We start from the raw sequence: 13,686 nt of genomic DNA, 5'->3' as shown, positions 1-13,686 counted from the left end.
TGTCAGTAGCGGCGGCCATCGAGCGCGAGCTTGTCGAGCAGCGCGCGGCGCGCTCCGCCGAACAGCCGCGCATAGCCTTCGAAGCCCATCAGCAGCACTTCCTTCAGGCCCTTGAGCGGCGCGTCGTCTTCGGTGCGCTCGTCCCATTCGATCCACGCATCCGCGCGGCCGAACGTGCATTGCACGAGACGGCGCTCGTCTTCGAGCGTGAGCGAATCGAAGCGCACGCCCAGATGCGTGCCGGAAAGGCGCGTCACGCGCACCGGAAAGTGAAACTGCCGCTCGCCGCGGCTCACGACGACGCCGAGCGTGTCGCCGGCTTCGAGCGACAGCAATCCTTCGCCGACGACGAGCCCGAGCCCGCCTGTCGAGTAATCGCTCGTGCTGCACGCGATGCTGCTGCCGTCGTTGAGCACGAGCGTCGCGGGCATGTTCATCGCGATGCGATGCGTGACGCGCACCTGCTTCGCCTCGCGCGCGACGCTCACCGCCGCGCCGAGCATCACGAGGTTGTAGAGCGTCCAGAACACGTTCATCAGGATGGTCGCGTCTTCGTCGCCCGCGCCGGCGATCAGCTTCACGATGCCGACGGACATCGCGAGCGCGTTCAGGCCGAGCAGCACGAGATACGGCTTGCTCATCGCCCAGTCGATATACGTCTCGTCGATGCGCCCGCCCTTGTCCGTCACGTTGAACTTGCCATGCTTCGGGCTGAAGAACGCGATGGTCGTCGGCAGCGCGATATACCACGCGAGCACCGACTCATAGACTTCGGCCCAGAACGAATGCCGGAACTTGCCCTGCATCCGCGAGTTCGCGATGTTCGCGATGACGATGTACGGCAGCACGAAACCCGCGATGGTCGTCGCCGCCGCGTTGATGAAGTACATCTGGAAGAAGAGGTACCACATCGGCATGGTGAGGAACACGAGGCGCGGAATGCCGTAGAAGAAGTGCAGCATCGCGTTGCCGTAGCACAGGCGCTGAAAGAAGTTCAGCCCGCGCCCGAAAAACGGATTGTCGATGCGGAAAATCTGCGCCATGCCGCGCGCCCAGCGCGTGCGCTGCTTGATGTGGCTCGCGAGGCTTTCGGTGGCGAGACCGGCGGCCTGCACCGTCGGCAGATACGCCGTCGTATAGCCGCGCCGATGCAGCTTGAGCGCCGTGTGCGCGTCTTCGGTCACGGTTTCGACCGCGATGCCGCCGACCTCTTCCAGCGGCGCGCGCTTGATGACCGCGCACGAGCCGCAGAAGAACGTCGCGTTCCAGAGATCGTTGCCCGCCTGCACGAGCCCGTAAAACAGATTGCCTTCGTTCGGCACGCGGCGGAACGTGTCGAGATTGCGCTCGAACGGATCGGGCGAGAAGAAGTGATGCGGCGTCTGCACGAGCGCGCATTTCGGATCGGCGAAGAAGGTGCCCATCGTCGCTTGCAGGAAGGAGCGCGTGGGGACGTGATCGCAATCGAAAATGGCGATGTATTCGCCGTGCGTCTTCGCGAGCGCGCGATTGATGTTGCCCGCCTTCGCGTGCTGATTGTCGTCGCGCGTGATGTAGCCGATGCCCGCCGCCCGCGCGAGCGCCTCGAACTCCGGACGATGGCCGTCGTCGAGCAGCCAGATATTGAGCTTGTCGCGCGGCCAGTCGATGCCTTGCGCGGCGAAAAGCGTCGGCTTCACGACCGACAGCGGCTCGTTGTAGGTCGGAATGAAGACATCGACGCTCGGCCAGTCGGCGGGATCGTCGGGCAGCTTCGACACGGCGCGTTCGAGCGGCCACGCGGTCTGCACGAAGCCGAACAGCAGGATCATCCACGTATAGGCTTCCGCGCCGAAGAGCGCGTAGCCGACGATCGCCTCGCCGGGCGTGCGGAAGTCGAGCGTCTCGGTCGTGCGCCACCAGACGTAGCGCGCGGTGACGAGCAGCGCGAGCGACGCGAGAATCAGCACCGGCATGCGCCCCGGAATGCGGCGGATGACGAGCGCCGCGATCATCAGCACGGCGAAGAACACGAACTGGCTTCCCGACGCGAGCGGCGACGTGCCGACGACCGCCCACAGCAATCCGCCGATCACGACGAGCGCGGGCAGCATCCAGCGCTTCTTGCCGATGACATTCGCGCCGCCCTCGAGCCGCGCGCCGAAGCGCGCCCACGGCAGTCCGTCGATGGCGGCATCGATGCGGCGCTTCATCCACATCAGCGCGAGAGCGAGCGGCGTGAGCGCGCGTTCGATCAGGCCGAGCGCGGCCCGCGCATACGCGGCGAGCGGCTTCGCGTTTTCGCGCGGCGGGCGCACGAACGCGCGCAGCAGCCACGCCCAAGGATTGCGCACGTCGATGACGCCCCACTCGCGCGCCCACGCGAGCACGAACGCGCGCAGCATGTCCCGCGCGATGTCGCGCTTGCCCGCGCGCGGCGGCTTGAAGAAGAGACGCACGCACCAGTCGAACGCCGAGCGCGTGTCGGGCACGCCGAGCCCGCGCGCGATCCAGCCGATCGCGCGGTTCGAGCGGGAGCCTGGTTCGCGCTTCATGCCGTCTCGCTCGCGGTGAGCGCGGGCAGCCACGCATCGACGTGCTGCGCGAGACCGTGCAGATCGTGCGACGCCTGCAGATGCGGCGCTTCGTCGACAATCCACGCGCCGCGCGAAAATGCCTCGGGCATCGACGCTTCCAGATGAATGCGTTGCGCGAGCGGCATGTTCCCGGTCGCGGCGCGCAGCATCGCGAGCGCGTCGCGCTGCATCGCGCGGGCGGGATTCAGGCGATTCACGACGAGACGCACATCCGCGCACGATTCCCGCAGCGCGGGCAAACGCGCGACGAGCGTCGCGCACGCAGCCGGCTCAGGCGGGCACACGGCGAGCACGAGATCGGCGGCGCGCGCGGCGTGATCCGCATGCGAGCACGGATAGCGCGGCGTATCGATCAGCACGACGCCGGTCTCCGGCAAGCCGATCTCGCCGATCGTGCGTTCGAGCCATCGCGGATGCTCGCAAAGACGCGCTTCGCACGCGGCGGATCGCGCGGGCGTGAGACCGCCGTGCGGCACGAACAGCACGCCGTCCTCGTTGCGCCAGGTCGATTCGTGCCACTTGCGCGACGGATCGGCGAGCGCGCCGCCGATGCCTTCCGCCGCGAACGCGTCCAGCCCGAGATACGCGCCGAGCATGTTCTGCGGATCGAAGTCGAGCGCGACCACGGCGCGGCCGCGCCGGGCGAGCAGCGTCGCGAGCGATGCGGCGAGCGTCGTGCGGCCCGCGCCGCCCGCCGTCGAAATGAGCGCGATGGTTTTCATGGGCGGGAGGCGTCCTTCGGCGCGGCATCGACATCGGGGACGAGACGCGCGTTGAGCACGACCGGCTCGATGCGGCACGGCACCGCGTCGCGCGGATCGAAACCACGCGCGGCCACGAGACCGCGCCGCGCGCCCGCGCGCTGCCAGACGATCCACGCGGGCACGCCGGCCAGCACGCCGATCAGCATCGAAATGAGCAAGGTGTCCATCGTTTCAGTTTCCCGGTTCGGCGAGCGGCATATGCGCACGCACGGCGCGGCGCGCGGGCGGATGCAACGGACCTTCGTCGGTCGCGTTCCTGCGCGCTTCTTGGTTCAGCACGGCGTCGAGCGCGTCGAGTTCGGCGCGCGAGCGGCGCACGGATTCGCTTTCCGTAGCCGCATCCGCCTTGTCTTCCATCGCGATGACGGGCGCGGTCGCGGCGAACAGATCGCTGTAATCCGCCGACGGCGCGCGCCGGTTCTCCGCTTCGAGCGCCTGCAATTGCGCGCCGATGCCGTCGTCCGACAGATACGTGACGTCCTTCGCCACGCGCTCCACCGGCACGGTGAAGATGCGCGCGAGCGCGGCGTCGGCATCGGCGAGACGGCAGCCGAACAGGAACACGTACAGATGCGACGCGTCCGCCGTGAAGACATCGCCCGCGCGGCGCGGACGGCACCACGCGAGCGCATCGACGTGAGCGAGCGCAGGCGGCAGCGTCAGCTTCACGAGCACATGCGGCAGACGCAGCACCGCGCCGCGTGCGAGCGCGCCTTGCGTCTGCGCGCAGAACGCCGCCACGTTCTGATAGCCGAGCGCGGCATCGGCGAGCGACGCGGCGAGCGCCGTGCGGTAATCGGACAAAAGCGGACGCGTGTAGAGCTGGCCTTGCAGCGACTGCAACAGCGATTCGAGCCGCGAGAACGGCACGTCGCGCCCGACGACGAGATTCGCGCCGAGGCTCAGCATCAGCAATTCATATTGATGACGCAGCACTTCGCCGCGTTCGACCACGGCGATTTTGAGCGCGCGTCCGCAGCGGCGGCGCAGCGTGTGCACGGCGGCGCACAGCGCTTCGAGCTGCGCGCCGTTGCGATGCGCGAGCACGACGGTCGCGCCGCGCGCGCCATCGCAGGCGGCGACGACCGCATCGCGGTCCGCGAGCACTTCCCAGTCGCGCGGCACCCAAGCCTCGTCGCCGACGACCGCGCGGCTCACGACGACGCGCGCTTCGTCCGGTGCGAGACGCGCATCGCGGCGCGCATCGCCCGCGCGCTCGGGCGCGGCGATGCTCAGGCGGCCGGCTTCGTTGAAGCGCAACGCGTGCACGTCGCCGGTGGCGAGCGCGCGGCCCGCGCGCCAGAAATCGACTTGCCACAGCAGTTCGCCGTGCGAGCGCCGCACGCGCGCAACGCCCGCGCACGCGCCGTTCAGTTCGCTGCGGCTTGCCGAAGCCTGAGTTTCGTCGATGTCCAAATCGTCATCGCTGGCGATGTCGCCGAGCAGCAGGATCATCGTGATGCCGCGCGTCTCGCACCAGCTCGACAACAGCCGTCCTTCGCGCGCGAGCGCCGCCGGATCGCGCCACGAGAACCAGCGCTCCGCGCCTTCGACGATATACAGCGCGTTCGCGCGAAAGCCGAAGCGCTTGAGCGCGCGCAGGCCGCCGTAAAGGCGCGCGAGCGCGAGAGCGGGCGGTTCAGAATCGGCATCGGCGGATGCGGCTTCGTTCGGCATCGCGAGCACGTTCAGTCGGCGCGGCCAGCCTTGCGCCGCCGCGCCCGAAAAGCCCAGTTCGCGCGCACGCGCCGCCGCTTCCGCACGCTCGCGCGCGAGCACGACGCTCACATGGCGCGTGTTCGCGGCCCGCGCCGTAGCCCAGATGAGCGCATCGCATTCGGGCGAACGCGGCGCGACGTGCACCGCGTAGAGCGCGCCCGGCGCGAGCACGGCGAGATCGTCGGGAAGCGCATCGACGCCGATGCGGCCCGGCGCGGCATCGCGGCCCGCGACGCGCGCGCGCACGAAGCGCGCAAACGCGGCGATGAGGCTCGTCGCGCCACTGGATCGGTTCGATTCGTCGTTCACGGCAATCCGTTCCTCAATAACTCGAATACAGCCGCACCGGCTGCGGGCTGATGCGGTAATCGTCCTTGCGCGGCGAGAACGCGAAGCGCGCGTAGATCATCCCGGCGCTCGGCGCATAGTCGTGCGAATGGTCGATGGACACGCGCGCGCCCAGCGCCAGTTGCGGATTCAGCCGATATTCGACCGTCGCCCCGAGTCCGTACGAAAAGCTCACGCCACGCGTCGAGCCGCCGGGATAAATCAGGCTGCTCGTACCGACCGGCGAGAGTCCCGCTACCGCCGGCAGGCCGTTCGGGAAATACGGCGAGTTCTTCTCGTACGAATTCGAGACGCCCGCCGTCGCCGCGATGTCCCAGGTGAAGCCGTTGCGCTTGCCCATCCATTCGATCGGCACGCCGAGCGACAGATAGCGCTGCGGGCTGTAATAGCCGCCCTGCCCGAACGTGTAGTAGCGCAGGTTGTCGGTGTAATGCCAGGCATTGCCGACGAGGCCGGTCTGCACGCGCATCGTCGCGCGCCGATACACCGGCACGGTGAAGCCCGTGCGCAGCGTGAATTCCTGATTGCTCGCGACGTTGCGCCCGCTCAGCTCGGCCACGCCGATATCGGCGAATACGTTCGTCCTGCCGACATCGACGCTCACATGCAGGTCGATGCCGTCGCGCCGCACGCCGCCCCAGACGACGTGCGTGAGCGGATCGGTGAGACCGGCGTAGGACAGCTCGCTGCTCGTGACCGCACGCCGCGACGCCGCTATCGACAGGCTCGCCGGACCGGCATCGAACTTGTAGCGCGCGCCGCCGACGAGGTAATGCACCGGAAAGCCGATCGGCGTCGAGCCGAGATCGACGCGCCACGCATCGGACAGATAGCCGAAGCCGCCGCCGAGACCGTTCGCGTGCTGATGCAGATCGCCGGTCGTGACGGGCGAGTTCGTCAGATATTGGCGCAGCGCGTTCGCCGACGCCGCCGTGCCGTCGTAGAAGCCCGCGTTCGTGCCGAAGGTCTGAATGGTGTACGGCAGGCTCGGCGCCGAAGCGCCGGCCTGATCGGTGAGTCCGCTCACGTCGAGCGTGCCCGCGTCGAGATGCACGGCGTCCGCGTGCACGAAGAAATGCCCGTCGTAGCGATACGGAATCTGCACGTACAGCGGCACCTGCTGCGCGTGATACTGCGACACGCCCGCATCGCCGGACTTGTACGCCGGTATCCACGCCGTTTCGACTTCGGGATTGCGGCGCTGATCGAGATCGTCGAGTGCGGATCGCGCGGGCGTGGCGGACGTTGCGGGGGTCGCGCGTGCCGAGCCGGCCGGCACGCTGAACGCCGGCGCGATGCCCGACGCGCGTTCCTGCTCCATCGACAGCCGATACAGCGACGCCGCCTGCTCGTACTCGCCGAGGTCCTCCGCGACGCGTCCCGCCTGCACGGTGACGTCCGCGCGTTCGGGATAGGCGACGCGTAGCGGCTGCGTCAGCGCCTGCGCATCGAGCGGACGGCGCAGCGCGGCGAAACGGCGCGCGGCAGAGAGGCGCGTGTCGATGTCGTCCGGCGGCGCGGCATCCGCGACGCGGCGGACGATCGCGAGCGCTTCCTTGCGCGCGCCGATGCCGCCGCTGTCGTCGAGCACGCGCGCGAGCATGAGCTGCGTTTCGGGATCGTCGGGCGATGCCGCGAGCATCGGCGCGAGCGCGGCGCGTGCGCTGTCGTAATCGCCCTGCGCGCGCGCGAGATCGGCGAGCTCGAACGCGTAGCGCTTGTCGCGCTTGCCTGCGTCGCTCACGGTATCGAGCAGACGGCGCGCACGCGCGTAATCGGCGGCGTCGATGGCATCGTCGGTCTGACGCAGCACGCTGCGCAACGCCTGATCCTCCAGACGCTCTTGCTGACGCGGCGTGAGCTTCGGCTCGGCGCGCACTTGCGCGAGCGTCTGCGACAGCGCATCTTCGCGACGCGCGCCGCCGAGCAGATCGCCGTAGCGCAGGCGCACGTCAGCATCGGTTTCTTCGGGATGCGCGGCCATCCAGTCGCGCAGCAGCGCGAGGCCGCGCTCCGCGTCGCCTCGATCGATATACAGCGCACCGATCGACGCGAGCAGGTTGGGATCGTCCGCGGCCAGCGCTTGCGCGCGATCGAGCGCGGCGGCGGCAGCGTCGGCGTCGTTGCGCGCGAAGGCGGCGCGGGCATCGGCGAGCGACTGCTGCGCGTCGAGATTGCGGGCGAGCGCGCGCATGGCGTCGGTGCGATCGGCTTGCGGCACGGCATCGAGCGCGGCGCGCGCGCCCGCCAGATCGTCCATCGAATTGCGATACAGCGCGGCGGCGTAAGCCATCGGCGCGGCGTTCGGCGAGCGCGCGAGGCCGTCGTCCATCACGGCGCGGCCGAGCTGCGGCAAACCGATATCCCGATACAGCCGCGCAAGCGCGAAGCGCGTCCACGGCTGATCCGGCTCGATGCGCAACGACGCCTCGTATTTCTGCGCCGCCGGCCCGTTCTGGCCGCGCGCGGCGAGTTGCTGCGCCTCGTTCGCGACCATATCGGCGCGCATCGCGATCAGGCTTTGGCGATCGTCGGCGGCGGTGAAACGGCTTTGCAGCGCGGCGATGAGCGGCTCGACTTCATCGGCGCGTCCGGTCGATTCGAGCAGCGCACGCGTGCTCTTCAGCGCCGACAGGCTCGGCTCGCGGCCCGCAAGCTGCGCGCGCAGCATCGGTTCGGCGGCGCGCCAGTCGCCTTGTGCGAGCAGCGCATCGGCGAGAAGCAGCTTGGCATCGGCGCTATCCGGCTCGATGGCGAGCGCCTCGCGCGCGTAGCGTTCGGCGTCCTTCGGCTTGCCTGCGTTCGCGGCGTCGCGGCCGTGCGCGAGCGTGCCCCAGAAGCGCGCCGTGCGCGCGAGGCCCAGCCACTTCGCACGGTTGTCCGGCGCGAGCGACGCCGCGCGTTCGAACAGCGCGCGCGCTTCGTCGCGATTGCCTTCGCGCATGCGCAGCAAACCGAATCCGCCGACGGCTTCCGCGTCGTCCGGACGGGCGGCCGCCGCGCGCGCGAGCAACGGCGCGGCTGCGTTCAGGTCGCCGCGAGCGAGCGCCGCCAGACCGCGCTGCCGGGCGATGTAATCGGGATCGCGTTCGAGCTTGCGCTGCGCTTCGATGCGCGCGTCGAGCAGATCGGCGCGATCCTTGAACTCGGTGTCGTCGGGCACGAGTTCGAGGTACGCGCGCAGCGCCTGCCGATATGCCGTGTCCGCGCCCGCCGATTGCAGTACGTGACGCCAGACGTCGAGCGCGGTGTTGCGGTCGGTGTCGGTGCGCGTGGCGAGATTCCATGCGATGCGGTTCGCTTCGGCGCGGGTCGCGTCGCTGCTGTTGAGCAGACGCGCGAGGACGAGCGCGGAATCGACGTCGGCGGGATCGTCCGCGATGCGCCGGTGCAAGGCCGCGAGCGCTTCGGCACGTCGCGCGGGCGTCGCGGCGATGATCTGGTAGTACTCCGCGCCGAGCGGGCCCGACGGCGCGCCGTGCGCAAAGAGCGCGCTCACGCGGCGCGCGGCCTCGTCCGACTGGCCGCTGCGTGCGAGCAGGCGGATCGCCGCCATTTCCTGACGGCCGCTGACCGCGACGCGATATTCGTCGTCGACTTGCTGCGTGAGCGCCGCATTGGGCGCGCGCGTTTTCATGCGCGCGAGCGTGGCCTGCGCCTTTTGCGCCTGGCCGAGCCGCAACTGGATACGCACGAGCTCGGCGTTCAGACGCGGATCGTCCGGCGCGACGAGCAGCGCCTTGTCGATCGCCTGCAACGCGAGATCGTCGCGATGCTTGTTGGCCCACGCGCGCGCGGTGCCGTAAAGACGCTCGGCGAGCGCGTCCGTCGATGCCTCGCTGGCATGCGTCTGCGTCGCGCACACGACGCTCGCCGACATCAGCGCCGCGCGCAGCAACGTCGCCCTCGTCCGGGGCGCGCGCATCATTTCGCCGCTCCGCATGCCGATGCCGCCGTGCGCAACGTTCCGTCGCCCGCGAATCGATAGCGGCCCTCGCGCCAGCCGAGGCCGAAGAGCGTCAGCACGCTCGTGTAGTACCCCGGCGCCGATGCCCCCGCCGCGCGCGCCGCTTGCGCATCCGCGAGTTCGGGGCGTCCGATGGCGTCGAGAAACGGCACGGCGGCGGCGGAGAAACCCGCGTTGCCGTCGTTCGGGCCGGGCTTGCCGTCGCGCGTGTCGATGCGCTCGGGCGGCGCGCCGTGCGCGTCGATATACGCGGCGAACGGCGCCAAATGCGCGAGGAGGCGCGCGCGCGCTTCATCGTCGGATGCGAGCATGCCCGCCCACAGATACACGCGGATCGCGTTATAGGCGCTTTCGGCGCGCGTCTCTTCGTCGGGCTCGAAACCCCGGTTCGCGCGATACAGCGCCCAGTCCGGCGCAAAGCCCTGCGGCGCGGTGTCGATCAGCATGCGTGCGCTCGATGCCGCGAGCCGCGTCCAGCGCGCGTCATCGGGCAGGCTCGCGCCGATGCCGCGAATCACCTGCAGCGGCGCGTAGCTCGGATTGACGCGCCACGTATCGGCTGACGGATGAAAACCCAGAGGTCCGGGCAAGAGCGTGAGGCCGAGGCCGGGCAGCGTGGCCGTTTCCTCGTCGAGCACGCGCTTCGCAAGCGATGCGCCGCGCGCCGTGTAGCTGCGCTCGCCCCACGCGCGGCCCGCTTCGAGGAGCGCGTAGGCGATCCACAAGTCCGCATCGGACGCCGCGTTGCCGTCGAGCACGCGCAACGTGCCGGCGTCGTCGCGGCCCCAGAGCCACGCGGGCAGGCGCGACGTGAGATCGCCCCGCGCGAGCCGGTCTTCGGTCCAGTGGAGAATCGTGTCGAAGCTCGCGCGGTCGTTCGCGACGAGCGCGAAGAAAAGCGCGTAGGACTGGCCTTCGGAGACCGTGCGCTCGTCGGCGGAACCGACGTCGATCACGCGGCCTTCCTTCGAAATGAAGTCGCGTTTGAAGGCGTCCCAGCGCGGCCACGAATCCATGCACGCCGATGGCGACGCCAGATCCGTCGCTGCTGCATTCGCGCCGAACACGACAAGCGCGCCGGACACGATCGCGCGCTTTACGCCCGAAGCCTTCATCGCTCAGATACCCCGGCGCCGCGCGGCCAGTTCCTGCAGCGCCGCGAACGCCGCGATCGCGAGCAGCAGGCCCGCCAGCGCGCCGGCGAGGCCGAGCAGCGCCGGATGACGGATCGCGTGGCCCCACAGCTTCGCGTACCACGGCACGTAGCCGACGACATACGTCTCGCCGACGCGCGCGCTGTCCACGCCGCCGTGCCGCACGAGCGCGACATCGCCCTGAATCTGCGACAGGCGATCCGCGCGTTCGAGCACGTCGAGCAGATCGGTGAGATGGCCGTCGCCGGTCGCCGCGAGCGCGACGATGCTGCGCCCCTTCGTTCCGGGCGACTGGAAGCCCATCAGCGCCGCAAGCGGCCCGTTCTGATCCAGCGATGCGCCGCCGTGCGTGACACGCGCGCCATCGCGCCAATGCTCGCCGACCGAGAACGACGCCCGCGCGATGCCCTCCTTCGACGGCGTTCCCGCAGCCGAACCCGCGATCGACAGCGGCAGCGCATCGTGCCAGCGCGAAAACACCGGCGACGACGGCGCGCCGCCGATCACGAGCAGATCCTTCTGCGCGAGCGCGGGCACATCGTCCGGACGCGCGATGGTCACGCGCAGGCTCGGAAAGCCGGTCCACTGGCCCATGTGGCCGAGCATCGTCAGCATCGCTTCGATCTCGGCATTGGCGGGACGCGCGGGAATCACGATGGCCGTCTGCGACAGATCGGCGTAGCGCGTGAACGGAAAACCGCTGTTCGCGAAGTACGCGAGATTCGGCAGTTGCGCGTAATGCACGAAGCCGGAGAAGTCGATGGTCGAATCCGGGTCGACCGCCGCCCGCGCCGGATTGGTCGGCACGCCCGCGCACAGGCCCTGCTTCTGCGAATCGAGGTTGAAGCGCAATTGCAGCTGGTTCGAACTGCCGACGCGAAACGCCGGAATGTCCAGCGCGTTGGCCGTGCCGCCCGGCGCGCCCGAAAGCAGCGGCAATTGCAGGCGGCCTTGCGTGTCATCGGTTTTGGCGGGCGGCAGCCGGAACGACTTCACGAGTTGCTCGTTGATGTCGATGGCGAGCGCGGAGTTGTTCTGCACCGTCGGCGCGGTGTACCGGTACTTGAGATTGAGCGGCACGCCGACGCTGTTCCACGAGAACAGATCGGCGGGCACGCGCAGCTTCAGGCGGATCGGCTCCGGCTCGCTGCCCGCGACCTGAAGCTGCGACACGTCGTCGACGAGTTCCTTGAACTGCACCGGGCGATTCGTCGGCATCCAGCGCGGCGCGTCGTACGGTTCGCGCGGCTGGCCGATGTCGACATGCGCGACCTTCGCCGCATCGCCGGACATCGCCGTGCGGCCGAGCACGAGCGCATACGCGGCATCGTCGACTTCGGCGCCGTTGCGGCCGGTCACGACGAGCAGCTTGCGATCCTTGGACGCCGGATTGTCGGCGACGAGAATCGTCGGCCCGTCGATATCGGGCAGCGCGAGACCCGCCGGCAATTGCGCGCGCGTGCCGACGACGACCGCGTGGTCGTTCGGGGGCAGCGTGTTCATCGCCGGGAAGCGCGCCTGACGGTAATCCGCGAGCGCGCCGAACCACGACGCGAGCACGCCCGCGCTCTTGAGCGTCGCGCTGTCCGGCGATGCGGGCAGCACGAACGGCAGCGTGAGACGGCTCACATCGCGCGCATCGAAGAACGGCGCGGGCAGCAGCGCGAGATCGTTCGGCAGCCTGATCGGCGCGGTGTCGAGGATGAATTCGCTCGTCGGGCTGATGTCGGCCCACAGCGCCGTGTTCGCCGGATCCTCGCAATGATCGAGCGTGTAATGGCCGATGAAGCGCAGCCCGAACTGGTTGTAGTCCGTGAGCAGGCGCGGATCGAGCGGGATGTCCTGCGTGAGCATCGCGCCGGCGTGCTCCTTGTCGAACGGCACGGTGGCGATCGCTTCGCCGTTGATCGACACCTTGACGTGCGACAGCGCGAACAGGAGCGCGGGCGAGTAGGTGTAGCGCAGACGCAGGCGCGCGCCGGTCACGACGCGGTCGAGCCGCACGCCGAGCACGATCGAGCGCGTATCTTCGAGGCCGCGCAGATGCATCGGCTGATACGCGCCGAGCGCGGAGAACGGGACGTGGATCGAGCCGGCGTCGGCGCTGGCAGCGGCGTCCGGATTGACGGCCGGCGGCGCCGCTTCGGCGCAGACGCCGGCGAAAAGCGCACTGGCGGCCATCGCCAGCGAGAGGCAGAACGAGACGACTGGTTTCATCGGCGAGTCAGCTACGGAATTCACGGCCGCGCGCCGCGCTGCCCGCTATGGCATCGTGACGGAGGCGCAACGACAATCGGATCGCCAGGCGAGCGGCGCGCGCGGCAACCGGGACGAATGCAGCAAGAGCGGGAAAGAGTCGGGGCAAGCGTGCGATGCACGAAGCGAGGCGTCGGGGCGTGCGTGATCCGCGACGCGGGTGCGGTCGCGCGGCTGCTGCGTTCATCGCGCCGGTCTGTGCGATGACGCGCCTTTGCCGCTGAAAAGCGGACGCAACAGTAGCATAATTTGTGACAATTTGTATCACCTCAGCCGTCCTTCATCAAAAAAAGCGCCACATCGCGACATGGTTCGATCCCGTTCTTCATCCGCTACGTCTTCCGCATCCGAAAAATCCGGCCACGCCGAGCGGACCGCGAAGCCCGCAGTCAAGCGCAGCGGCCTGCTGCGCGGCCTTTTCGCGTTGCGCCATTCGCGCGACGGCATCGCCGCGACCTGGCGCGAGGAGAGCGCGTTTCGCCAGGAGGTGTGCGTCGCGGCCGTGCTGCTGCCGATCGCGTTCGCCGTGCCCGTGGGCGCCGCCGAGCGCGTTCTGCTCGCGGCTTCGGTGCTGCTCGTGCTGCTCGTCGAGCTGATCAATTCGAGCATCGAGGCGGCGATCGACCGCATTTCGCTCGAACGTCACGAACTCTCCGGACGCGCCAAGGACTGCGGCAGCGCGGCGGTCACGGTGGCCATCGTCATCGGCTTGCTTACGTGGGGCGTGATCTGCGGGCCGCTCGCATGGGACTGGCTGCGCGCGCATCTCTGACGTTGCGGCGTCCGGCGGTGATGAGCCTCGCAATTCGCGGGGGCTATTCGTGTGTGGCACCGGAGGCCATGCACGATATGTCGGCGGCGCAAACGGATTCTTGATGCCCGTCGCGGCGACTTTGCCCGAT

8 protein-coding genes are annotated in these 13,686 nt (G+C 69.2%); 1 reads left to right on the top strand and 7 read right to left on the bottom strand.

The window, feature by feature from the left end; translation table 11 throughout:
- Positions 1–2: 2 nt before the first annotated feature.
- Genes bcsA through bcsB form a run of 7 tightly spaced genes read right to left on the bottom strand, consistent with a single transcriptional unit; the run spans position 3 to position 12,745 of the window.
- Positions 3–2,534: a UDP-forming cellulose synthase catalytic subunit gene (gene bcsA / locus NCS03_RS29990; RefSeq protein ID WP_250530421.1), complete on the bottom strand. Its 2,532-nt coding sequence runs from the start codon at positions 2,532–2,534 to the stop codon at positions 3–5.
- The gene (gene bcsQ / locus NCS03_RS29985; protein ID WP_175982191.1) at positions 2,531–3,298 is read right to left on the bottom strand and encodes a cellulose biosynthesis protein BcsQ; all 768 of its coding nucleotides are present in this window, start codon (positions 3,296–3,298) and stop codon (positions 2,531–2,533) included. Before bcsQ ends, bcsA begins: the two co-directional genes overlap by 4 nt.
- Positions 3,295–3,507 carry a hypothetical protein gene (locus tag NCS03_RS29980; protein ID WP_175982192.1) on the bottom strand — a complete coding sequence of 71 codons (213 nt, stop codon included), beginning with the start codon at positions 3,505–3,507 and terminating at the stop codon, positions 3,295–3,297. The genes bcsQ and NCS03_RS29980 overlap by 4 nt, the downstream gene beginning before the upstream one ends.
- Positions 3,508–3,511: 4 nt before the next feature.
- Positions 3,512–5,368 carry a cellulose biosynthesis protein BcsE gene (gene bcsE, locus NCS03_RS29975; RefSeq protein WP_250530420.1) on the bottom strand — a complete coding sequence of 619 codons (1,857 nt, stop codon included), beginning with the start codon at positions 5,366–5,368 and terminating at the stop codon, positions 3,512–3,514.
- Between the two features lie 13 nt (positions 5,369–5,381).
- Positions 5,382–9,350: a cellulose synthase subunit BcsC-related outer membrane protein gene (locus NCS03_RS29970; protein WP_502801557.1), complete on the bottom strand. Its 3,969-nt coding sequence runs from the start codon at positions 9,348–9,350 to the stop codon at positions 5,382–5,384.
- Positions 9,332–10,489, bottom strand: coding sequence for a cellulose synthase complex periplasmic endoglucanase BcsZ (bcsZ, locus tag NCS03_RS29965; RefSeq protein ID WP_250530418.1), 1,158 nt, complete (start codon positions 10,487–10,489; stop codon positions 9,332–9,334). The genes NCS03_RS29970 and bcsZ overlap by 19 nt, the downstream gene beginning before the upstream one ends.
- A 3-nt stretch (positions 10,490–10,492) precedes the next feature.
- Positions 10,493–12,745 carry a cellulose biosynthesis cyclic di-GMP-binding regulatory protein BcsB gene (gene bcsB / locus NCS03_RS29960; protein ID WP_250530417.1) on the bottom strand — a complete coding sequence of 751 codons (2,253 nt, stop codon included), beginning with the start codon at positions 12,743–12,745 and terminating at the stop codon, positions 10,493–10,495.
- A 346-nt stretch (positions 12,746–13,091) separates the two neighbouring features.
- Here bcsB and NCS03_RS29955 point away from each other — a divergent pair, with 346 nt between their 5' ends.
- The gene (locus tag NCS03_RS29955) at positions 13,092–13,556 is read left to right on the top strand and encodes a diacylglycerol kinase (RefSeq protein ID WP_250437830.1); all 465 of its coding nucleotides are present in this window, start codon (positions 13,092–13,094) and stop codon (positions 13,554–13,556) included.
- Positions 13,557–13,686: the final 130 nt, after the last annotated feature.

The organism is Caballeronia sp. ATUFL_F1_KS4A, assembly GCF_023630905.1.
Lineage (GTDB): Bacteria > Pseudomonadota > Gammaproteobacteria > Burkholderiales > Burkholderiaceae > Caballeronia > Caballeronia zhejiangensis.
Note: the sequence above shows the minus strand (reverse complement) of the source record. Positions and strands in the feature narration are given on the sequence as shown.